A 23,718-nucleotide genomic window follows, 5' to 3' on the forward strand; every position below is an offset into this window, starting at 1 on the left:
AATAACTTACTGTGCGAGTGCACCATTCACCAGTTGAACGCCCGACCAATTCTCGATCCGGGTTAGCCTGCCCAGAGCATGCCGACCGAAGGGGGTCCACCACGTGGAGCAGTCCGAGCCCGAAGCCGCATCAAGGACGACGGAGATCGATCCGGCGCCCGCCCGTCGAACAAGCCGCCGCCGGACGTCACAACCTGCGGTAACGGCGCGGAAGCGGCGACGCCGCATCGCGATCGGCGCAACGTGCGCGGTCGCGATCGTCGGTGCCTGGGGCTGCTATCTCGCGTACGAGGCAACCCAGATCAGATTGAATCTTGAACGAGCATCGGATCACGCGACGCAATCGAAAGATGCACTACTGGCGGGTAACTCGGAGACAGGCACACGATCTGCGGCCGATGCGGACCGCTACGCAGACCAGGCCTATGACGCCGCCCACTCGGTCAGCTGGCGTGTCGCCGGAGCGATTCCGTGGCTGGGCAGTCCGTTCGACACGACCCGGCAGATATCCGACGTGGTTCGGGGGCTCACTTCTGATGTCCTGACCCCGGCAGCGCAGGCAGGATCGGCGATGGCACCCAGCCAGTTGATCCTCGACGGAGCACGAATCAACCTGCAGGCCCTGCGTGACGCCGCGCCCAGCCTTGCCGACACTGCCACCGCAGCCGAGGCGCTGGCTGCCGACGCTGCAGGCGTCGGCAGCACGTTCATCGGACCCATCGAGGACGCTCGCGTACAACTCCAACAGCAGACATCGGATCTGTCCACCCTCCTCGGAAACGTCTCGACCGCAGCGGAGATCGCCCCAGCGATGCTCGGCGCCGATGGTCCCCGCACCTACTTCATAGGATTCCAGACCAACGCCGAGGCCCGTGGCACCGGTGGGCTGCTCGGTGGTTTCGGCGAACTGCGTACTGCAGACGGCACCGTGCGCGTTGATGAGCTCGCCAGCAACCGGGAACTCTCGTTGAACGGCAATCAACCGATCGATCTCGGTCCGGACTTCGAGCGCCAGTACGGGCAGAGTCGTGCCACAACAGATTTCCGGAACAGTAACGCCAGCTCACATTTCCCTTACGCCGCGCAGATCTGGCGATCCCTATGGGCACAGGAATCCGGTGAGCAGGTCGACGGAGTCATCGCAACCGATCCTGTCGCACTCAGCTACGTACTCGACGTGGTGGGACCGATCACGATGCCCGACGGCGAGAAGGTCACCGCCGAGAACGTCGTAGAGCTGACTGAATCCATCGCATACTCGCGATTCGGTGACGACAATGCCGCGCGCAAGGCGTATCTCCAGACTGTCGCTGCCAAGGTGGTCGAACGGATGACCGGGAAGATCTCCCGACCGCAGGCGCTGCTCGAAGCCTTGGGACGAGCGGCCAGCGAACGACGAATCGCAGTCTGGAGTTCACACCCCGAGGAACAGACCGTCCTCGCCGGTACCGCACTGGGGCACATCGTCCCTGAGGACGACGCCCCTTACGCCGGCGTGGTCGTCAACAACCTGGGTGGCAACAAGCTCGACTACTATCTCCGCCGTGAGATCACGTACACCGCTGAGTCGTGCACCGACGGCGTGCGGAAGAGCACCGTGAGAGTGCGCCTGACGAATACGCTTCCGAACGGTGACTACACGAAGTATGTAGCCGGAATGTTCGACAACCCAATGGGCGCACCCGCCGGAACCAACCTGACGAACCTGTCGCTGGTCGCAACCCGCGGCGCAAAGCTCGACAAGGTCACCGTCGACGGTAAGCCGGCCTTCGCCTTCACCGGAGCAGAACTGGGACACCCGGTATTCGACATCCAGTTCCCGATCGGACAGGGCAAGACCGCGGAGGTCGTCTACGAACTGACCGAACCAGCGACGGCAGGAACGGCATCGGTGCCCATCCAACCTCTCCTCGATCAACCCGATGCCGGGATAGACGTTCCGAGCTGCTGAGTTCCGACACACACCCTCAGCAATGGCCGAGCAAGGTCTCTTTGACGAAACCTCCTGTTTGGTAGAGGTACTCGTACGCCCAGCGTGGAATGCTGTACCTGTACTCCCGGGGTACCGGGCGCACGAATACCGCACCTGAAAAGCACTTTTCGAAGATGTACCGTGCACGCAGCAGGTGGTATCGCCAACTGATGACCATGACGCTGTCCCACCCGTTCTCTGATGCCAGTCTCGCTACCGCCGTCGCCTCCCCACGCGTCGTGGGCGGATCCGGAACGAAACAGGTGGTGTCGAATGAGGCGTGTTCTGTCGAACAAAGCTCTCGCATCCGCACATCAGTCCGTCGATACGGATTCGAGAGAACCACATGATCGGAATAGCCACGGAGCGCTAACTCCATGGCGTACTTCTCGCGACCATCGTGCGCACCTCCGAGCACCACAATGGCATCGACGTCGGTCAACCTATCGAAGCCTGCGTATGTGTAAGTCCTTGCCCCGAAAATTCCCGGCGCAAGGACGCTTACGTACACAACGAGGACCAGGAGGAGACGCCTAGTCCTCCGTCTCGCACGCAGGGACGGATGGAGGATCCGGTTCATCGCGCACTAGCGCAGCATCATTCGATGTCTTGTTGTCGAACCGCGGATGCAGTCCTTCTCACGTTCACTCACGGCGCCCACAGCTCGTACGGAAACGCACCCAAGACGCCAGCGGGATCCCACTCGAGTGGTTCCTCGCCTCCCATCGCCAGCGCCTCGTCCACGGTCGTCGCGGCCGTGTAGCCGCTGCGACCACTCCCGAGATAGTAGTCCTGGTACTTGAAGGGTGGTTCGTGGTCAGAGCCGATCAGCCGTGCCTCGATTCCGAACGAGTCGGCGAGGACAACTGCATGTAAGGAACTTCCGATGACGAACTCACTATTCGCGATCCGTGTGATCGTGTCCCACAGCGGCCGACAGGGATGCCAGAAGTCCGGGTGGCCTCGATACTTCTCGACGTCGTTCAGATTGGGAATGAGAGTTACGCCCGCGGACAGTCGCGGCGCCACCAAACTCTCACGCGGCCAGAGAACACCTACGAGGAGTCCAGGATCGCCGTAGACCTCCGGTACCGAAATGCCCCGACTACGGAGGAATTCGGCCGTTCGGGGCCCGCGCACCGACCTGACATCGAGATCAGAGAACTGGTACTCGAGGTCGAGACTCTTCCCGTTGACACCCGAACCCCAGACGACGTCTCCGTCGTTCGCGAGTCGAAGAATGGAACCGACACTGAGCAATCGGTGACGGATCGACGTTCCGGCAGGATCGATTCCCTGACGGGCAAGAAGTTCCTCGACGATCAGCGGACCGAGAAGATCACCAAAATTGTTGACAGGTGGCCTTCTTGGAATCACCCTTCCCAGCGGCCCACGAACACGCCGCTTCCGCGGGTTCCAGTTCACTACTTCAACCGGCATACGCACTCCAAAGCTTCATCGCAGAGCCCTCGCTCGATCTGGACATTCGTAGTTGTCGATAGCAGGATCCGGACAGTCCTCAGTGAATCTGCCCGTGGGCGAGTCCGATCGGGTACAGAGCATTCTTCAACTGCTCTGCCAGCAGGTTCGATGCCTCCGTCGTCAAATGGTGCCTGTCACGGTAGACCAAGACATTCCCGACGATCGGCACGCACAAACCTCCCGGGCACAACCAGGGAAGGGGATCAACAAACCGCCCACCCGACTTCGTCGTCCATTCGTCGACCTTCTGTGACCATCGAGCCGCAACCGCGTGCTCGGCGCTCGTGACGCATTCAGCAGTCGAAGACAGGTGACCTGAAAGACAGATCGGCGGCGCCACGTCGTGCATCGGCGTATCGCCGAGCACAACCGAAACAGACTCCGCCGGCAATTGGTTCAGTAGAGCACCGACCCCGCGGGCGAAGGCTTCGTCGGCGTCTGCGACACCGACAGGCTTCTGGCCTTGGAAGTTCGACACGATGACAAAATCCGGAGCCAGTTCGCCGATCATCGTCAGAGCGTTCTCCCGCCATGTCTCGCACTCCGTGTAGCGACGGTTCAACGAATCGCTCCAAACTGTCACCTCCGCGGCAGGGCAAGAAGACTTCGTCATCGTGACAAGCCGGTAACCGTGGGTGGATGCCACTACTTCGAGTGCCGGGAACCACTGCGCCGCATGGGAGTCCCCCAGGAGGACGATCGATCGTTCGGAACCTCGGTCGCCGAATACGCAGTCCGAGCGCGGCACGGTTGCCGAGAAGTCGCCGTGGCACCCATTTGCGTAGATCACGGGCACGCTACTCGACGAAGACACAAGGGAAGGTGAGAGATTCGCGGGGACCACCGCCGGTATTGCGACATCGGCGGGCAGGGTCCCCGCGATCCACTCCGTAGCAATGGTATCGGTCGACAACTTGGGAAGAGTCGACGCGGCGACACAGGCTACAACTGCAACCAGCACCGTTGCCGCGCCAAAGCCATACGTGCGTCCCAGCGAGGCGCCGATCCAACGTGCGTCTCGAAATGGGCGCTCGACGAACCGCTCTGTCAGAACTGCAGCAACGACTGCCAGCAGAACCAACCCAAGGGCCTGCAGCCAGGTCAACTGGCGGTCCGAGTACATGACCGGGACGATCAGGAGCGGCCAGTGCCACAGATACAGAGAGTAGGAAATTCGACCGACGAACTGCATCGCCACGTTCTCCATGATCAAACTTGGCCGCCCCGCAGGTCGCCCACATCCGCCCGCGATGTACATCGCCGCACCGACTACCGGAACCGCCGCCATCGCCCCGGGGAAGGTCGTGCCATGGTCGAAGAAGACGATCGCCGTAAGGGTGATTCCCAGCCCCAACCACTGGAGTGCAGCGGCACTGGTCTGCCCGAGTCCGCGCAATCGGCCGACGACCGCCGCCAAGCAGACGCCCACACCGAGTTCCCATGCACGTGTGGGAAGCGTGAAGAATGCGACCGGCTGGTTCACCGTGGTCAACACGACGCACAGCACAAATGATGCCGCCGTGACGGACAAGATCACGCCCATCAATCCGCGTCGATTACCGCGGAGGATGCGATACGCCGCCAAGACCAGCAGAGGGAATACGAAGTAGAACTGCTCCTCCAGCCCAAGGGACCAATAGTGTTGAAAGACCGACGGCGCCTCGTTGGCCAGGTAATCCGTGCCCGTCACGGCGAACCACAGATTCGAAACCGCAAGACTCGCAGCTGTTCCGTCCTTGGAAACGTCACCGAACCCCAGTGGCGGTATGAATATTCGCGCCAGCAGCAGCGTAACCAGCACGACGAAGATCGAAGCCGGCATGAGTCGACGTATGCGACGCGCGTAGAACCGCATCACCGAGACGCTGTTCGTTCGATCGAGCTCGCCGAGCAGATGCCCGCCGATCAGGAAGCCGGAAATCACAAAGAACACGTCTACACCGACGTATCCGCCGGTCAACCAGGGCACACCAGCGTGATAGAGGACGACTGCTCCGACAGCGACCGCCCGCAAGCCCTGGATGTCTGCGCGAAAGTCTCGCCGAGATTGGACCTTCGCCGGTAGTGCCGGCGCTTCGGTCACGCTCACTGGCACGACTCCTTTCCACATTCCGAGACCGTTGTTGGATGGGTGCCGCCCCGATCAGCGGTGCCTCCCGAATCGGCTGCGAATTCGAGCGCGAGGACCACTCCGAACAACACCCACAGGCCGATCGGCAGACCACGATTCGTGAACGCGGGCACTGTCAGCGATGCGACCAACGCCGAAACCACGAGAGCTCCGATCGGAAGCTTCCACCGCGCACGACGTTCGGCCGTACCCCTCAGGACATACCGAAGCGCGACAAGCAGCGTCAGACCGAGCAGAACCGCCACTATGACACCCGACGCTACTGCGGTGCCGAACCATTGCGACTCGGGCGATCCCCAAACAAGCTGACTCGGCCGCCAGTGCCCCGTGTAGACGCTCGAGCCCCACCCGGTCCAGAAGCGATCCTCGATGGCTGGAATCGTCTGTTGCGTCCAGATTTTCCACCTGTAGGCGATCGTGTTCGGCACCCAGCCGGGCAGATACTCCGGGCGGTAGGCGGTTTGCTGCGTGAAGCGTTCGTCCAGGTAGCTGCCGAACTGCATGTAACCGAGTAACACTACGGCGCCAAGGCCGACGACTCGACTTATACGGATCCCCATCACGAACAGCGTCACCAAGACGATCACCGCGACCGTCGCGAGCACGGACAACGTCAACGACGCGAGAGCTCCGAAGGCAGATGCAAACAGTGCCGCCGCGAGAGGCAGCGTGAACCGTCGTTGTCCCCGCTCGGCGAGCAAGACCGCCGAGCAGCATGCGGCAAGTGCCGTGCAGAAGTAGAAGCCGAGTCCAGTCCAGTGTCCGACCAGCCCGGTTGCCCGGATCAGACGCCCGTCCACGATGCGTTCGGAAAGACCCGGGCCTGGAGCGATCTTCAGCACCATGAGGGAGAAGGCCGGCGATCCCAATTGGAGCACCGACAGAATTCCGGCGGGTATAGCCGGGACCGCGAACGAGGTCAAGAAGGCACGTGCACTCTGTCTGCTGTCGATGACGAGACGGGCAGCGATGTAGCCAACAAGGTAGAACAGCGGAGTCACGGCACCGACCAGGTCGAATCCGTATCCGAGGTCACCGGAATTCGTGTACTCCGCCAGCACGGAGGCAAGCGTGTATAGAAGTACCACGATATCGAGGCTGGTAATACGCAGCCGCGGCACAGCGGCGGAGGCGGCCTGCGTGCAGGCAACGAGGATCGCAACCGCGACCAACATGTGCCAGGGCCGAATACCCAGAACCGGAACGAGGGCCGGAACGCCCGGAACCGCGGCAGCCACCCCCAGCAACAGCCCGACCCACCTGACGGCCGGCCGCGTGTCGTCCACGCCCGGTCCGATCGTGGGTTCGGCTGGACGATCGCCCGAGCGGATGTCCAAGGTCTGGACCGTCATCGCGCCGGCCGCTTGTCACTCTGTGGGATGAGACCGGCTCGATCAAGCACCGCCGTCGCACGCGTACTCCAGGCATGATCGCGCACAACTGCTGCTCGACTCAGCTCGATATCGCCGCTCGAGCGCCTGGCTCCGCCGACCAGTTCTTTCAGTGTTGCCTCGAACTCGACCGTGTCGGAGAACATGTGGATGTCGGCCCCGGAACGCGCCAAGGACTCGGCGTCGGCGGATTCGGTGCAGACGATGCTCAGTCCGAGCGCCGCATACTCGTACAGCTTGAGGGGGCTGTGATACATCGACTGGCTGGACGACTTCTGGTGACCCGCGATCCCGACGTCCCACGCCGTCATCACTTCGAACGCGGCGGATTGTGGCATCCGGCCATGAAAGGAGACCAGCTCCGACAGCCCTTCATCCTTCACCAGCTGCTTCAGATTTCCGAGCTCAGCACCGTCTCCGATGATCTCGAGGCGGACCGGTTCGCTCGCCCCATTCGCCACGCGAGCGACGGACAGAATCAACTGGTCCAGGTTCTGCCATTTCACCACAGACCCTACGAATCCTATTACACGGCAGGCACTCTCCGAACGCTGGTAGTCCAGCAACCTCTCGTCAACGCCATTCGGAACCACCAACACCTTGTCCCGATCGATCCGTGCAAACTCGACGAGTTCGTCACACAACCGCTCACTGACCGCAACGACGATGTCGGATCGACGCAATACTCGCCGCTCGAGATACCGCGCAATGCGCTCGGCCTTCAGGACCTTCCTGTCCTGCGCGGTTTCTCTGGACAGAATCCCGTTCGCTTCAACGACGCGCACGGCGGATCCCTTACGTGCGTGGAAGCTCGTCAGCGTCTGCAACACGGCCACTCGCTCGTAGATGAGTTGCGGCGCGGGTTGTCTCGCCGTTCGGACGAAAACGTTGACACCGCACCACACCGCCGCAGCACCCCGCACGACATCGGCGATCCAGATCTTGGATCCGTCCGCGCCTGCATAGTCGGACTGCCTGATCTGAGTGAATCGGCCCATCATCGGGAAGGACGACGCCGTCAGCAGCTCGGTTCGCCTTCCGATCTGGGACAGTCCCCGCACAAAGTTCAAAATGTGAGTCCGTGGACCAGGCGTGTTCGACTGATCACCCAGGGATATACGGAAACCCCCGACCAGATAGTGAATCGACGGCGAGGGTTCCAGGCTTCGGCCCTCCAGATCGCCGTGCGGAAGAGTCGCTGACCGACCGTCGTTACTCATCAGGCCCTCACTACTGAATCGAGCGCGCGAACGCGCGACTGTGCGATACGGGTGCTCAACTCGATCTCGTTCCGCTCGCGTGCCCTGGCGGCACCACGAATGACGATCTCCTGGGTGTCCCAGCCACGCACATCCCAACTGACGGCGTCAAACCCGGCGGCAGCGAAGTGTCTCGCAACCTTCTCGTCCTCGTGTTCCATCAAACCCAGAGGAACGGCCCCTTCGGTCAGCGCCATGATCAGTACATGTAGCCGATCGCTGACCACGACCTCACACTTGCGATACGTGTATCGCAACCTCTTCTCCTGGTCTGTGTGAGACTCGTCGATCCAATCGACGATCTCGCACTCGAGTGCGGCTGCCAATTCACGCGCTCTCGCCGAGTCCCGCTTCACCTGGACCACAACAGTCGGTATCAACCCAAGTTCCCGCGCCAGCTCGCGAATGCCCTCGGTCCATTCGGGACTCGTGGCTGGACTATCCGCCCGAAGAGAGACCGCAAGCAACCCGCGTCCCGACGACTCCTCGTCCGCCGATGGCTGTTCCAATGCCTCATCGAATGCCCAGTCCGGGCCGACGGTTCCCTTTCCGAACACATCTCTCGAAGCCGCGTCGCGCCAGACGTTGACCTTTGCCAGAAGCACAGTCACCCAGATCAGGTTCCGCCACAGTTGGCGATACTCGTGCATCCCGACACCGACACCGACACGGACACAGCGCTTCCCGTGGATGAGCGAGATCAGCATCATCGGGATGAGCAGTGCATGCATGACACTCTGCTTGCGATTGCACTTGATCTCTCCGGGATTGAATCCGAACATCCAGTCTTTTCGCAGGCTGTGAAGCGTGGCTACTGCAATGAAGCGAACGAAGCTGGTATAGATCTTGTCCTCCGGACGAGCACCGAGAGCTGCGATGAAGTCACGAGTCGCCTTGCCTACATAGATGTCACAGCTCGGGCCGGCAGCCTGAAGGCTGCGCAACATCCTCCGACGCAGAATGATGTCACCGACATTGTCGTCTTGACCCGCGCACCAGTAGTAGATCACCCGACCAGCCCCTTCAGTTCATCGTCGACAGCAGAACGGTCTCGAAACGACCAGACGTTCGCCATTTCACAACCTGCGCTTCACAAGACCGCCGATTTCTCTCATCGCAATGAGATCCGCCCGGTATCGTGGAATCAGGATCGCCATCACCGCCGCTGCCCCCGCCATAGCGGCCGCACCCACGCCCACCTCCGCTATTGGATTTGAGAGCGACCTGGCTGCCAGGTACGCCACCACGGCGGCCGCCGTGTACACCGCCAGCGTTCGCAGACCATTGGTGAACATCTCCCACACGGGGGCGTCCGAGATCCGGGAAATCCAGTACAGACCCAGCGGCCAGGTAATTGCGATGCCCAACGCGTAGGCCGCCGCGACACCGGTGACACCGAACCAAGCACCACCGAACAACAGCGCGATCGAAATCGTACGGGCGACCACCGCATATCGAAGCATCGACCGCGTGAGCCCTTTCGAGGTGAACACCCAGTAGGTTGCGTAGCTGGCACCCTGGAAGGCCGCACCTATCGCGATCAATCGAAAGATGTCAACCGATGCCAGCCATTCGGTGCCGAGGAGTATTTCCACGAACGGCTCCGCGAGGGCCGACAGAAACAAGAACACCGCGACCACCAGCGACATCAGCGCGGTCTGTCCGCGCAAGATGAAGTTGCGGTAGCGCGGGCGATCGTCCTGCAGCCGCGAGAGGATCGGTAGCGCTACTGTCGACGCCGGAACGTTCAGTTGGTTCAGCGGCCCGTTGACTATCTGCCCGGCACGGTTGTAGTAGCCGAGGCTCGTTGCGCCGAACTGGTGTCCCACGATGACCGAGTCGATGTTCTTACTTGTGTACTGCAGCAGTTGAGTGCCCATCAGATTCCACCCGAAGGACAGCAGCCCGCGCATCTCTTCACGTCGCTGCGGACAGCCCGGCGCCCACCTCCCGAGCACTGCAGTGAGTGCGAGCGTCAGAACCGCCTGAGCCACCTGCTGTCCGACGATGGCCCAATAGCCGGCCCCACCGAGGGCCATTCCGATTCCGACCCCGAGCCCACATGCCTGGGCGACGATATCGGCAACCGCGAGCTTCCCGAACTTCAACTGCCGGGTCATGTTCGCACGGAACTGAGTTGTGAGCCCGTTCAGAAGGAACGTGACCGCAAGTACGCGCGCGACAGCTTCGAGCCGAGGCTCCCCGTACAGTCCGGCGATCAAGGGCGCGCAGAGAACGACACCCACCGACAGCGCAGCTCCGATTGCGGAGTTGATCCAGAACAGATTGCTCCGCTGCCCTGGCGTGAGCGACTTCGCCTGTACTGCAGCTGAAGACAAGCCGAAGTCACGCAGTACCTCGCCGACTCCGACGACCGCTGTCACCATGGCTACCAGTCCGAAAGCCTCCGGGGAGAGAAGCCTGGCGAGAACGATGATTCCGCCGAACTGGATTCCGAACTTGACCGCTTGACCGGCAAGCGTCACCGCCGCGCCGCGCGCTGCGACGGCGCCCAGAGACGGCTCCCGTTCCGTGATCGAATCGGCTGTCATACCCGTGCGCGACTCTTACTGCCGCCCGCGGTCAGCAGTTCTCGATACAGCGCATAGTGTCGCTCACCCACGGTGCCCCAGTCCCGATCGGACAGGTTCGGCTCTCCCGATCTCGTCAGACGATCTGTATCCACCTCGTGCAGAATTCTGCGAAGTGTCTCCGAATCCAGTGCGGGAGAATCGTAGAGATACACCCAGCCGGGACCCACTTCGTCTTTCAGGGCACGATTCACCGGAGTCGAGGGCACCAGGACAGGGCGCGCCATGGACAGGGCGAGAATCGTGGAGCCTGAGTTGTGCATTTCCCGGTACGGCAACACCACGAGCATGGCCTGGGCGATCTCCTCCCCCAGATCTGTGTCGGGTAGGAATTCGAGTCGGCACGAGATGTTGTTGTCGGATTCGGTAGCCTGGTGGATCTGGGCAGCGAGCCCCGCATCCTGAGGCTTTCCGACCACCCGAAGGCTCAGGTCGTCGGATTCCAACTCAGCGAAAGCTTGCAAGAGATCGTCGACGCCCTTGTACGGGCGAATCAGCCCGAAATACAGCAGTCGTGTCGGATCCTGAGGGACCGAACATTGATACTCAGGACGATCTTTGTAGTGTCCATGTGGGATCGTTGTCGACGACCTGCCCTCGGGCAGTTGTGTCGTCGTGTTCAACCGGACGAACCCGTTCGTGACCGAGTCACACAAACTGAGAAGTGCCCCCTCGGCCGCGCCGCCGTCTTCATGCGGGTCGAGATTGTGGACGGTACGGACGATCGGACGACCCGTGATCCGCAGGCGCGCCACGAGCATCAGGAACATCAGCTTCTTCAGCGCGCCGGCACCGCGACGCCGACCTCGAAGCAGATTCTCGGGCCAGTGAATGTGGAAAACATCGTATCGACCGAACAGAGCTTCGGTCCAGGAGAATGTCTCAACCTTCAGTTCCTCTGGCGCGCTGTCGATCATGTGGTCGACATACCGGGTGGTTCCGTCCGGTTTGCCCAACGCGTGGAGCACCGTGATCCTCGGCCGAAGGTCAGTCTCGGTCATTTCTGTCGCTCTCCATCAGTTCGTTCCGCGCAGCGGGTCTCTGCCCCCAGCGTCATATCAGGCGGACACACTCATGGCGCCGAACTCCGCAGCACGCACCAAGGTTCCACGTGACGGCTGCTCCAGATCCAATTCGAACGCAAGCCCTCGAGATGTCATCGCCGCGGCGATCTGCCGTTGGTGATTGTCGACATGTTCTGCGTTGTCCTGTGAGCGCACAACGATGGCCGGCGTAATGCCCATGTCGAGCAGTTCGAGGATGCTACCGACACCCGCGTGCGTGATAGTCACGTCGGCTTCCTGCGCGAGCTTACGGAACTCCGTGGGCTTCACCTCACGGTGAACTGAACCGGGAAGGTCATCGCGCTCGCTGCAGCCCAGCTGCCAGGTAACCTCGTCCCCCGGCTGCAGCACGGCTAGAATTGCGTCGATCGCCCTGTCGAATCGGTACGGACGGATGGTCCCGAGGGTGACGAAGAATCGTTTCGGCTCGCGGCTCGTCTCTCGATTCTCGGCGGCCCAGCTGTCGAGAATCGAACCCTTCCACTGCCACTTCGTCGATGCCCATCCTTCGTGCTGGGTGAACGTGCGAATACGCGGGAAACGCTGCAGCATCCTCCCACTGAGCGACGGTCCGTCGACACGAGAAATGCTCTCCACGTATACCGTCTCGATGCCGCGGGCTGCTGCCACAGGAAGGACGGAGACCGCCAGCGCCGCACCGGTACTGATGCAGAGATCATACTTCTCGTTCCGGAGATGGCCGGCGGCCCAGCGCGCGGCCTTCGCTGCGTTCTTCACATCACGTGGTGCGATGTAGTCCACGAAGTGCGCGCGCTTCCCGTCGAGCGCACCCAACGTCTGTGGATTCGCGAAGGTAACCCAATCGGAATCGACAGCTGCGTCAGCAGCATCCGCAATTCGCATCAGCTGCGAGAAGTGCCCTCCCGACGACGCGACCCAAAGCACGCGCGCCTGAGGCGGTACGAGCTGAGCCAGTGGATGCTTCTCTGTCACAGGTAATCTCCTTAGTGAGGCGCGCAGTGTTCGGCGGCGGAAGAGCCGTCACCGCTCATGGCGTACGTATCGATCCAGTCGATGCTCGGTTCATTCCGAAGGGGGCTCACTCCAGGAGAAGACCGATCGCAACGAACCGCTCAGCGACGCCCCATGCCTCGGTAGTTCCAACCCGCGTCTCGCCATGCGGTTGGGTGCAGGCAGTTGCGCCCGTCGATGATGCTGCGCTGCCGAACCAACTTGCTCAGTCTGGCGGGCCGAAGATCCCGGAACTGCTGCCATTCCGTCAACACCAGGATCACGTCCGCACCCTCGACGGCCTCATTGACGTCAGCCGCATAGTTCAGGGTGGGGAAGATTCGCCGCGAGTTCTCCATCGCCTTGGGGTCGTACACCGTGACGGTTGCACCCTGGAGCTGGATCTGGCCGGCTACGTTGAGCGCCGGAGAGTCCCGTACGTCGTCGGACTCCGGCTTGAAGGCCGCGCCGAGAACCGCAACCCGTGTACCGAGAAGGTTGCCGCCACATGCCTCTCGCGCCATCTCGACCATACGCGTGCGCCGACGCATATTGACCGCATCCACCTCCCGAAGGAAGGTCAGCGCGTGATCCGCGCCGAGCTCACCGGCGCGGGCCATGAAGGCGCGGATGTCCTTGGGCAGACACCCACCGCCGAACCCGAGGCCTGCGTTCAGGAACCGCCGCCCGATCCGCGCATCGTGACCAATTGCGTCCGCGAGGACCGTGACGTCGGCATCGACAGCCTCACAGACCTCGGCCATCGCGTTGATGAACGAAATCTTCGTCGCGAGGAAGGCGTTCGCCGAGGTCTTCACCAGCTCGGCGGTTGCCAAGTCGGTCACAAGGAATGGAATCTTCTCGTCGAGGAGACGCGCATAGACTTCCCGCGCAACCTCTTCCGCGCGGCCAGGCTTCTCCCGATCGAGTCCGAGAACGAGACGGTCGGGATGGAGGGTGTCCTGCACCGCGAATCCCTCACGGAGGAACTCCGGATTCCACGCAACCTCGACCGCGTCCTTGGCCGGAGCCAACGCGCGGGCACGCGCACCGAGGCGCGCGGCCGTACCCACGGGAACCGTCGACTTGCCGAAGATCACCGCAGGACGCTTCAGAAGCGGTGCCAGCGTGTCGATCACCGCGTCGACGTACGACAGGTCTGCCGCGAACTCGCCCTTTTTCTGCGGGGTTCCGACACCGACGAAGTGCACATCCGCAAACTCCGCGGCTTCCTCGTACGACGATGTGAACCGCAACCGACCAGCCTCGATGTTGCGCTTGAGAACTTCTTCGAGCCCGGGCTCGTAGAAGGGGACCTCGCCGGCCTCGAGCTTCGCCAGCTTCGATTCGTCGACGTCCACACCGAGAACCTGGTGCCCAAGCTCTGCCATGCATGCGGCGTGTGTCGCGCCCAGGTAACCGGTACCGAATACCGCCATCGGAGTGCTCATGATCTGCCTCAATCTTCGAGTTTCGTGATCGACAAATACCGGCGTCGGACGATCGCCGGTATTTGCCGGTGGATTCGGGGATCGCGGAAGCCGCGACAGTTGGTCAGTACGCTCCGCTGCCGGCCGTGACGGCGCGGACGGTCTTGCCGACGATCAGGATGTCCTGCATCATCGACCAGTTCTCGACGTATGAAAGATCAAGTCGCACAGTCTCGTCCCAGGACAGGTCACTGCGGCCACTGACCTGCCACAGACCGGTCAGGCCCGGCTTGACGAGCATGCGGCGGCGAACGGTGCCGTCGTAGGCCTCAACCTCGCGCCGCAGCGGCGGGCGGGGGCCGACGACACTCATCTCGCGGCGCAGCACGTTCACGAACTGCGGGAGTTCGTCGAGGCTGTACTTGCGCAGGAACTTTCCGACCGGCGTGATGCGGGGATCGTCCTTCATCTTGAACAGGACACCGGCGCCCTCGTTCTGGCCGAGCAGCGCTGTCACCTGCTTGTCGGCGCCGTCGACCATGGTGCGGAACTTCAACATCGGGAACGGTCGACCGTTGAGCCCGATGCGCTCCGACTTGTAGAGGACCGGTCCCTTGCTGGTGGCCTTGACCGCGATCGCCGCGACGAGCATCACCGGAGAGATCAGGATCAGCGCCGCCATCGCGAAGCACGCGTCGAATGCGGTCTTCCCGAAGCGCTTCGCGCCGTGGTACCGCGGCTTCTCGACGTGGATCAGCGGGAAGCCGGCGACCGGACGCATCACCAGCCGCGGTCCGGCGACGTCGACGACGCCCGGTGCCACAACCAAGTCGACGTTCAGGGGCTCCAGATCCCATACAAGACTGCGGATTCCGTCGTGACCAAGCTGTTCGGTCGCGGTCACGACCACAGTGTCGGCACCACAGGCACGCAGTGCATCGACCACCGAGTACTCGTTACCGAGCACCGGGATCTCGCGACCGTCGACCACGACGTGCTCGTCCTCGCGGTAGCCGTAGCCGGGCATGCAGACACCGACCACGCGATAGCCGGACGAAGACTCACGCTCGAAGTTTCGCGTCATCGTCAGCACGGATTGCTGGCTCCCGACAACGAGCACGGAAGTGTGGCAGTCGCCCTGGGCACGCTTGTAGGTGACGACCTTCCGCATGACCCATCGCCCGACCAGCAGTCCGGCGAGTCCGGCAGGGAAGGCGATCGCCAGGTATCCGCGGGCGATGTCGACACGGAACAGCAGGCTGAGCATGCCGATCAGCCCGAAGAGTTGGAACGTCGCGGCGACGATTCGGCGATACTCCTCGGCGCCGGCGCCGATGACACGAGTCGACCGCGTGCGGTGGATCGCGAGCATCGCGATCCACAGACCAGCCAGCGCAACGGACATCATCGTGTAGCTGAGACCGGAAGTTGTTCCGGCTGCTACCGACTCGGTAGCCGTTCCGAATCGAACGACCTGCGCTGCCGCGACGGCCAATCCCACGATGGCCGCGTCGACCATCCGTAGTCGACTGACGTAGCAGTGCTGCCACAGGCTGCGCGAATTATGTTGCGGAGAAGCTTCATCCACTAGTCGAAGCGGAGCGGGACCTTCATCCAACCCCACCTCGGCTCCCGTTTCCAGGTAACGCGAAGCCGTCACGCCTTCACCTCCATCGACCATTCACATGACATGACCCCCGACGGGTCGATCTGTTGTCGAGCCCGAACTCCGCGCTCGACACGGTCGAGGCGCACAGTCCGCATCACCTGTCCCAGTCCCCCCGGCCCGGCGCACGAAGGCGACGACACCGGCTCGGGATCATCCCCCGACCCGCCGACTGGAGAGCCTGCGCGAGTCGTGAATTCACCCCTGGAACAGATGCGCATCGGGTGCGAAATGCCGCTGCACCCTCAGCTGTACGGAATCGTTCTAGCACGGCCCGATGCTCGCCAAAAGTCGAAGAGACCGACTGGAAGAGTTGGGCATTCGTCCGGTTCACGGACTCGAGGATTTGGACGAACGTCCACAATGCCGGCACATCAGGGAACAAAGTCCCTACCCGAAATTAACGGGGAGACTGACCTTTTAGCAACTACTGGTACAGCGGTACTACTCTCTGGTAACCGAATCGACCTGCGAAGACCATCCGCACCCAGTGCCTCATTGCAGCCTTCTCGGCCGCCCGCGGCAAGCCCTCCCTCCGCACAGGGGCGGCATGACCAGCCCCGCACGGACACGGAAGATCCTCTTGATTGATTCACCACCGCGGCCGAGATGGCGCCCAGCGGCGCAAACCAAACGGTATGTCAATGTGTCGGAAATCACATCTTGACGATGGCGGGCAGAATGCCGAATCTGCCCACACGACGGACGCCTAGCCGCCACATGCCTGAATGTTCAACTATCCCAACGGCGCTCAGAAAGAGGACGACGAGGGCGTGGGTCAGCGCGTACGGCCGCCCGGATGCGTGGCGAAGTTCAGGTAGGCCTTCGACGGGGTCGGTCCGCGCTGACCCTGATACTTCGATCCGACCACCGAACTGCCGTACGGGTTCTCCGCAGCACTGGTGAGGCGCAGCAGGCACAGTTGGCCGATCTTCATGCCCGGCCACAGCGTGATCGGCAGGTTGGCGACGTTCGAGAGTTCGAGCGTGATGTGGCCGCTGAACCCCGGATCGATGAACCCTGCGGTGGAGTGGGTGAGCAGGCCGAGGCGTCCGAGACTCGACTTGCCCTCGAGCCGGCCGGCCAGATCGTCGGGAAGGGTGCACACCTCGAGGGTGGATCCGAGGACGAACTCCCCCGGGTGCAGTACGAACGGCTCCCCCGCCGTCGGCTCGACCAGCGACGTCAACTCGTCCTGACGGAGCGCAGGGTCGATATGGGTGTACTTGGTGTTGTCGAAGACGCGGAACAGTCCGTCGAGTCGGACGTCGACACTGGAGGGCTGCACCATCTCGGGGTCGAACGGGTCGATGCCCAGTCGTCCGGAGGAAATCTCGGCACGGATGTCACGATCTGAGAGCAGCACAGCAAGAGGCTACCGGGGCGACCATTGTGACGGGCGCGGACCTCGGCGATCGCCGGCCGACACCAGGACACTCAGTGGCATCGAACACGCACGCGGAGGCTTCTGCTACAGTTGCCGCTTGCAGGGCCGGATCCTCGGATCACGGTAAAACCCCTGCATGCCGATGTAGTTCAATGGTAGAACATCAGCTTCCCAAGCTGAATACGCGGGTTCGATTCCCGTCATCGGCTCCAGACGGCTCTCTCCTCCGCAAACGCACCAAGTACGCGGTGGCCCACCCCGAACCTGGCAGCGACACGCAGCAAGGTCAGCTGGTCAGAGCCTCACCGATTCCAACCACTCCAGGGACTCTCCCGATACGGACGACCGGGCGCCGCAGAGTCGGCCGGGTAGGAGCGCTCACCCAGCACCATTTTCGCTCACTCGCGCGCTATCGCCAGCATCTTGAGAGCGAGGCAAGGTTCCGAACTCCCGCACACCATCGCATAGAGGTGCGGGATTACGGTTGCTGGTCGAGCAATTCGCCGAGCGCGGGGTCCTTCTATGCATGGTCAGGGTATCGGTGGCTGATGGTAACGTCGCGCCGTGTGAGCGAATCGCCCGTGTTTGATGTTGCTGAAGCGATGCGAGTAGCGCGGGGGGTGGAGCGATTCGAATGGTCGTGGTCGGCCAGCGATATCGCGCAGTTGCAAAGCCTGCTCGCCCCGATCGAGTTGCGTGGTTCGAAGGTGCACTCGGCGACGACCACCGAACTCGATGTCGTGATAATTGATATCGCGGGTATCAGCAACAACTCGGTCGACGATGCGGAGCGCGACGCGTTGCGGACGGGGTTCGCTGCCCTTCGTATGGATCTGATCGAGGCTTGGAGCGAGCCTGATTCGGATATCTACGGGGAAACCGGAAGTCTCGTCTGGGTGTTGCCGCAGGTGGTTGTCGAACTGCACTGTCTGACCGATGGCGCGTACTACCGCCTGCTCAGCCCTGAAGCGCACAGGTCGGTTGAAACATGGCGGGAACGGGATGAGCAGCGCACTGATTTTGCGCCGTTCCTCGCCGTGCTACCGCGAATCGCGAACGCGCACTTGGGGTCGTGGTCCCGCTCCGATCTGGATCCGTTGTTCGAGGCGGTCGGGTGGCCGATCGACATCAGTGAGGGACGCCTGTTCCGAGAAGATCTGGTAGCCGAACTGAACGGGGACGCGGTGCGGGCCTCGTTGCATGCCAGTCGGACTGAGGACTACATGGATGCCGACCGGTGGGGTTTCGGAGAGTACTGGCGACTGACTCTGCGCCAGTCGCTGTCGTGGCGAGTCGTGCCGGAGGCCTACGCTGCCGCACTCCGGTCGTGCGTCGAGTTGCTCGGTCCACCGCCTGTCGTCGGAGGCCCTAACGCGCAGGCGATCTGGCGCGGAGCGAACGTCACCTACACGCTGTCGAACTCCGGTGGTGGGCTGTCCTTCACCGCAACGCCGACCGAGTCCGTCGAAGGGTTGGAGTACTGGGAGTGGAAGTGGGGTGACGACTGGAACCCGCCGGAGAGTTGGCGGGTGACGACTGGTGCCGACGGAGTTCGCTTCGGGACCCGGGATTGGTGGGTCCCGGAACGGCGCGCGGTGACGTGGTCGATGCTCGACGACTACATCGCTGAATTGTTCCCGTCGCTGGCGCGTGACCTGGCGCTGCTCGCTCCGTATGCGACCGGGGTTTTGTGGGGATTTCGGGTGGCCGAGGAGCCCGGAATCTTCATTCGAGGTTGGTTCTCCGACGAAGGTGCGGGTCTGGAAATTCATCTGCCGGGAGCTGAGCCGTTCGAGCGGTCGTACCCACCCGCATTCCAATCAGGCCGCCGGATCGCCGCGGAGACCACAGCGGCATTGCGGAAGTTCGGCGTAGAGTCCCCCACCGACCTGGAAATGATGGCGATGGCCCCACGGGGTACCCAGAAGCTGGACACGATCCGGCTGGGATTTACAGGATGAACCGAGCGCAGGTCCATCATCTGTCCGATCCGCATGTCGGCACGCCGCAGCGCCTCGGTTTCCTGGGCGCAGGCGGTGATCTGTGCTGGCAGGTCCGCTACGTACCTCGCCGCCCTCCACGCGGCACAGCGTCGGGACGACCTCGCCCAGCGGCCGGCGCAGGCGTCCCGGTAACCGTCCTGCATTCAGTCCGGGAAAGGTGGCCTATACCGGACTCGAGCGCACCCGGACTTACAAAGTCTGGAACTCTTCCAGACTTCCGTGATCTGGAGACCTCCTTAAGCGTGATTACCGACCGGTAGACCTATCCAATCCGCATGCAGCCCACCACGCTCCGCCATTGGTGAACATCCCTCAGATGAAAGCCCCGGCCAGAGGGCGGTTTCTGGTCGGGGCTTTCGTAATTCTCGGGCCGCCCGTACCTCCGTGGTACCTCCAGCGCGCGGTGTGTCTACACCCGCCGCAGGCTGAGACCCTCTATCCTGAGCGGTCGGTGGCCACCACTACGGAGGCCGAAGGAGCAGCGACATAGATGAGCGTGTGGGAACGTCTTGGCTTCCGCGAGAATCTGTACGCGACGCCACCACTGCCGGGAAACGAAGAGGGATCGCGCCTACTTGTTGGCCGTGATGCTGAGGTCGAGGAACTGCAGGACCACTGGGCGTCCTACGACACACACGCAACCGTCGAGGGCGCCAACGGCGTTGGCAAGACTAGTTTGGTGGCCGTTGCGGCATACCGGGACATGGTCGCGAGAGAAGCGGCACGGAAGCCGCTGATCATCCCAATTGGCGAGATTTTTCAGCTGACATCCGAAGCGGAAGGCTTTACCAGCAGAGTCTATCTCGCACTCGCTCGAACACTCTTGGATAATCAGGACCGCCTCGAAAAGGCGGGCTACATCATGTCCGACCTGAGCGGTCTTCGCCAATGGCTGGACTCTCCAACGAACAAGACCAAGGGCGCTTCCGGCAGCGTTCTCGGCTTCGGTGGCGGCGGAAGCTACGGTGCAGCCTCCAGTACATCACCCGGTTTCACCGATAACGGACTGATCGAGTTAGTGAACTCCAATCTCCGTAACATGTTCCCCTCCAGGGCTGCTGGCGGATTCGTTGGCATTCTCGACAACATGGAGTTGCTGTCGACTTCCAAGGAAGCGCGACGACGGCTAGAGGAAATGCGTGACGGCGTGCTGAGCATCCCCGGCATCCGCTGGGTCCTTTGCGGCGCGAATGGCATTGTGCGTAGCGCTGTCGGGTCTCCGCGGCTGACCGGGAGAATTGCCGATCCGTTGCGTTTGGAACCCTTGCAACGGACTGCAGTCCCGGAAGTGATTCGGAGACGGATCAGTGAGTACGGGAACCAAATAGGGGTCACCCCCAACCCGCCAGTCGAACCAGAGGGATTCCTGCACCTGTATCGCGTACTCAACAACAACTTGAGAATTGCGCTGAAGCACGCTGGCGAATTCACGAAGTGGTACGACAGGAACTCCGAAGGTGGCGGCTCGGAAGACCGATTGAAATTGCTTGAGGTCTGGTTGACAGATCAAGCTGACGCGTACGCCGCGGATGCAGGTTCGCTCACCGATCGGACCTGGCGCGTATTCGACGAGTTGATCATCTTCGGTGGCAGTTGTAGCCCCAGCGAGTTCGAGCACTTCGGCTTCTCAAGCAGGGAAGCGATGCGCCCGTACATTAAGACACTGGAGGACGCGAACCTCGTCATCAGCGCGATCGACGAGGACGATTCCCGACGTAGGACCATTGAGATCACGCCGAACGGGTGGCTGGTGCAATACATGCGATCTGGCTACAAGAAGCCGACGGACTAACCCGCACGCATCGGCACCACGTTGCCTGTCCGCCGGGGCGGTGTGGCCGGTTGGCCCATCGCCCCGAGCGCGGCCATCGCGTCAGCGTGGTCGTCCTCGAACAGGTGGGCATACACGCTGAGGGTGGTCGTAATCTTGGCGTGCCCCATAAACCGGGCCAGCTCCAACGGCGGGATGCCTGCCGCCACGCAGAGCGAGGCGTAGGTGTGGCGCAGTGCATGGAACTTGAGGCCGGGCGGTAGCGCGACGGGCCGACCCGCCAAGGCACCGCGACCCTGCTCTGCGGCAATCCTGTTCGCGCGGAGCACCGCTGGGCGAAACACTGCCTTGTAGAAAGTCTGGTGCCGGAGCATCGCGTCCCAGTCCCGCGTCAGGCGGGCTTCGGCCTCGTCCACGGTGAGCGCGGCCAAGGCGTCCTCAGCCTTGGGGACTACCCGCTGGCCGGTCTCGTCCGTGGCGCGTAGTCCGGTCGGCTTCTGCGCGACCAGCCGCATCGATGGGAACAATGGCGCGGTGGGCTCGTCGGCGCGGGGGTGCCGCGCCAGGTAGTCCCGCAGCAGATCAACCGTGGCGGGAGTGAGGGGAACTCGTCGCCGGCTCCCCCGCGTCTTCGGGGTGTCGTAGACGAGCGCGCCGTCCACGGTGATGACGGTCCGCTCAACCCGCAGGGTGCCGGGCTTGGGTCGGGCGTTCGGGTTGAGTGACCTCGCGGGTAGGTCAACATCTCCCACCTACAACCCAGCCAGTTCAGCGGCACGCAGCCCAGTCCACGCGGCCACGTGAACCAGCACGTTGTACGGCCAGGGCGCCGCCTCAACGAGCGCGGTCACTTGCTCCGCCGTTAGGAACTGGTCAGGGTCGTCCACGACGCCAGGTGCACCTCCGTGGGTGCTGTGCTGACTGGGGAGCTTCACGTAGTCGGCGGGGTTCTCGGTCAGCCGTCCGTCCACTACGGCCTGCGCCAGCACCATCCGCACAATGAAGTAGGCGTGACGGACCGTGCTGGCCTTCTTCCCTGCCGCCGTGAGGGCGCGCACCCACTCGCTGATCCGCTGTCGCGTGATCGCGTTCAGCGGGTAGCCGCCAAAGGTCGCGTCGATGCTCAGCCCACGAGTAGCGATCGGCCCTCTCGTCTTGGGGCGCAACAGGTTCTCGTACTCGGCGCGGGTCCGAGGCTTCAGGTCGTGGCGCGACTCCAACCATGCTGCCGCTGCAACCCGGAATACCACCACACCCGCCTTCGGATCGAACCGCGTTCCCCGGTTGGCGTTGTAGTCCAGCTCGGTCGCGTAGTCGTCGGCTGCCTTCTTCGTGGTGAAGCCGCCCTTACTCCGTTGCTTGCCGTCCGGGGTGCGCCACTTCACCACGTAGCGGGTCTGTCCGGCGCTGGTGGTCCGCTTCTGCACATGTGCCATGTCAGGCCACCGCCTTCGCCAGCTCAACCGAGTTGCAGAACCGGCGCACGGTAGACGCCTGCCAGGTGGGCCTTCCCGCTGGACTGAGCACCTGGTCGTCGGTGAGAGCTCGGGCGATAGCCCCGTACGACAGCCCTGTCTCACGCATCTCCACGATGCGTCGCGCTACCGGCGTGGGAATCTGACTGGGACGGCCCAGCTTCGTACCGCGCGCCTTGGCGGCTGCGGCTGCTGCGCGGGTGCGCTCGCGGATCAGCTCTCGCTCGAACTCGGCGAACACCGCCATCGTTCCGGCCAGGGCACGGCCTGCGGGAGTGGTCAGGTCCACTCCGAGGTCCAGCACAACGAGCGCCCATCCCTGCGCCTTGGCGGTGTCCAGGATCTCCACCGCGTGCAGGAGTGACCGGCTGATGCGGTCCATCTTCGCGACGACGAGGCCATCCGCAAGCCCAGACGCCAACTGCTCCAACGCTTTCCGAAGGCCGGGGTTCACCTGCTTCCCGCTCGCGCCCTCATCGCGCAAGATCGTCAACTCCCAGCCGCGCCGCTCAGCCTCAGCCTTGAGGGCTGACTCCTGAGCCTCCAACCCCAGCCCGCTGCGGGCCTGCTCGTCAGTGCTGACGCGCACATAGCCGAGCATGTGTTGCCGTTCAACTCCGGTCATTCCCTCTGTCTCCCTTGATGGTTGGGGCGTAATGCAACGCCAACGCCTTACGCCCCACCATGGCGTAACGAAGTGCGCATGAACCATGAGTATCGTTTTCTAACTTGATTATTCGCTCGCCTGACTCGCGCGCCTTCGAATCGGATTTGACCGCTGGTTTACGGGTAGGGCAGGCAAACTACCCCACCCCGCCCGTCAAAGCTGCTGGAGCGAAGGATGGCTGGGTCTAACGTCGTCCCCTGCGCCGCGCCTGCGTCACGGGCGGCGGCGACGTGCTCCAAAGCTGGTCCAACGCGTCCTCCATCGAGAGAAGCCCATTGCCGAGGACTACCGGGGTGGGTGTGTGTTCTGGCTTTTGGTCGATCTCTACCACCTCGGCGTCCAGTACGTCGTCAGCGCAAACAGCCTGCGCTTCGTCCAGCTCGTCGGTCAGCCAGTCCGGCGCTGGGGCGCTCTCCACGCCCCCCGCTGCGCGGCTCTCAGCACGACTACCGCCCGT

General features: G+C 62.6%; 18 protein-coding genes and 1 tRNA gene. 4 read left to right on the forward strand and 15 right to left on the reverse strand.

The annotated features are described in order from the left end of the window. Positions 1-145 precede the first annotated feature (145 nt). The gene (locus tag J2X34_RS02930) at positions 146-1,951 is read left to right on the forward strand and encodes a DUF4012 domain-containing protein (protein ID WP_114721750.1); all 1,806 of its coding nucleotides are present in this window, start codon (positions 146-148) and stop codon (positions 1,949-1,951) included. 16 nt (positions 1,952-1,967) lie between these two features. On the opposite strand, the gene J2X34_RS02935 is transcribed toward J2X34_RS02930, so the two are convergent. The 12 genes from J2X34_RS02935 to dcd all read right to left on the reverse strand — a co-directional run bounded on the left by J2X34_RS02935 (position 1,968) and on the right by dcd (position 17,324). Next, entirely contained in the window at positions 1,968-2,414 is a 447-nt protein-coding gene (locus J2X34_RS02935) for a YdcF family protein (RefSeq protein WP_258557848.1), read from the reverse strand. A 206-nt stretch (positions 2,415-2,620) separates the two neighbouring features. Continuing rightward, entirely contained in the window at positions 2,621-3,412 is a 792-nt protein-coding gene (locus J2X34_RS02940) for a polysaccharide pyruvyl transferase family protein (RefSeq protein ID WP_114721476.1), read from the reverse strand. A 79-nt stretch (positions 3,413-3,491) separates the two neighbouring features. Further along, positions 3,492-5,543 (reverse strand): acyltransferase family protein, encoded by a 2,052-nt coding sequence (locus J2X34_RS02945; RefSeq protein WP_429516073.1) that lies wholly within the window; start codon positions 5,541-5,543, stop codon positions 3,492-3,494. After that, a complete protein-coding gene (locus tag J2X34_RS02950; protein WP_114721472.1) occupies positions 5,540-6,937 on the reverse strand; it encodes an O-antigen ligase family protein in 1,398 nt (465 codons plus the stop codon). The genes J2X34_RS02945 and J2X34_RS02950 overlap by 4 nt, the downstream gene beginning before the upstream one ends. Further along, the gene (locus J2X34_RS02955) at positions 6,934-8,196 is read right to left on the reverse strand and encodes a glycosyltransferase (protein ID WP_429516074.1); all 1,263 of its coding nucleotides are present in this window, start codon (positions 8,194-8,196) and stop codon (positions 6,934-6,936) included. The genes J2X34_RS02950 and J2X34_RS02955 overlap by 4 nt, the downstream gene beginning before the upstream one ends. Next, entirely contained in the window at positions 8,196-9,245 is a 1,050-nt protein-coding gene (locus J2X34_RS02960) for a polysaccharide pyruvyl transferase family protein (protein ID WP_114721468.1), read from the reverse strand. The genes J2X34_RS02955 and J2X34_RS02960 overlap by 1 nt, the downstream gene beginning before the upstream one ends. A gap of 66 nt (positions 9,246-9,311) precedes the next feature. Beyond that, complete coding sequence (locus J2X34_RS02965) at positions 9,312-10,787, reverse strand: lipopolysaccharide biosynthesis protein (protein WP_429516075.1); 1,476 nt, start codon at positions 10,785-10,787, stop codon at positions 9,312-9,314. Continuing rightward, positions 10,784-11,827, reverse strand: coding sequence for a glycosyltransferase (locus J2X34_RS02970; RefSeq protein ID WP_114721464.1), 1,044 nt, complete (start codon positions 11,825-11,827; stop codon positions 10,784-10,786). Before J2X34_RS02970 ends, J2X34_RS02965 begins: the two co-directional genes overlap by 4 nt. 57 nt (positions 11,828-11,884) lie before the next feature. Next, complete coding sequence (locus J2X34_RS02975) at positions 11,885-12,844, reverse strand: glycosyltransferase (RefSeq protein ID WP_429516076.1); 960 nt, start codon at positions 12,842-12,844, stop codon at positions 11,885-11,887. Positions 12,845-12,984: 140 nt separating this feature from the next. Next, positions 12,985-14,313, reverse strand: a complete 1,329-nt coding sequence (locus J2X34_RS02980; RefSeq protein ID WP_114721460.1) for a UDP-glucose dehydrogenase family protein — start codon at positions 14,311-14,313, stop codon at positions 12,985-12,987. Between the two features lie 103 nt (positions 14,314-14,416). After that, positions 14,417-15,973 carry a sugar transferase gene (locus tag J2X34_RS02985; protein ID WP_114721458.1) on the reverse strand — a complete coding sequence of 519 codons (1,557 nt, stop codon included), beginning with the start codon at positions 15,971-15,973 and terminating at the stop codon, positions 14,417-14,419. A gap of 763 nt (positions 15,974-16,736) precedes the next feature. After that, positions 16,737-17,324: a dCTP deaminase gene (gene dcd / locus J2X34_RS02990; RefSeq protein WP_114721457.1), complete on the reverse strand. Its 588-nt coding sequence runs from the start codon at positions 17,322-17,324 to the stop codon at positions 16,737-16,739. A 159-nt stretch (positions 17,325-17,483) separates the two neighbouring features. Between dcd and J2X34_RS02995 the strand changes: the two genes are divergently transcribed. From J2X34_RS02995 to J2X34_RS03005, 3 genes are all read left to right on the forward strand, one after another. After that, positions 17,484-17,557: transfer RNA gene (locus tag J2X34_RS02995), tRNA-Gly, on the forward strand. 258 nt (positions 17,558-17,815) lie between these two features. After that, on the forward strand, positions 17,816-19,306 hold the full coding sequence (locus J2X34_RS03000) for a DUF6301 family protein (protein ID WP_429516077.1): 1,491 nt from the start codon (positions 17,816-17,818) through the stop codon (positions 19,304-19,306). Positions 19,307-19,838: 532 nt separating this feature from the next. Further along, a complete protein-coding gene (locus J2X34_RS03005; protein WP_429516078.1) occupies positions 19,839-21,140 on the forward strand; it encodes a hypothetical protein in 1,302 nt (433 codons plus the stop codon). Here J2X34_RS03005 and J2X34_RS03010 read toward each other — a convergent pair. From J2X34_RS03010 to J2X34_RS03020, 3 genes are read right to left on the reverse strand one after another with little or no spacing between them, the layout of a single operon-like run. Further along, entirely contained in the window at positions 21,137-21,871 is a 735-nt protein-coding gene (locus tag J2X34_RS03010; protein ID WP_429516079.1) for a tyrosine-type recombinase/integrase, read from the reverse strand. The two genes, J2X34_RS03005 and J2X34_RS03010, sit on opposite strands and share 4 nt — an antisense overlap. Continuing rightward, on the reverse strand, positions 21,872-22,555 hold the full coding sequence (locus J2X34_RS03015; RefSeq protein WP_429516080.1) for a hypothetical protein: 684 nt from the start codon (positions 22,553-22,555) through the stop codon (positions 21,872-21,874). It abuts the gene before it with no gap. A gap of 1 nt (position 22,556) precedes the next feature. Then, entirely contained in the window at positions 22,557-23,219 is a 663-nt protein-coding gene (locus J2X34_RS03020; protein ID WP_429516081.1) for a recombinase family protein, read from the reverse strand. Positions 23,220-23,718 lie beyond the last annotated feature (499 nt).

The sequence above is a fragment of the Rhodococcus sp. BE178 genome (assembly GCF_050433545.1).
Lineage (GTDB): Bacteria > Actinomycetota > Actinomycetes > Mycobacteriales > Mycobacteriaceae > Prescottella.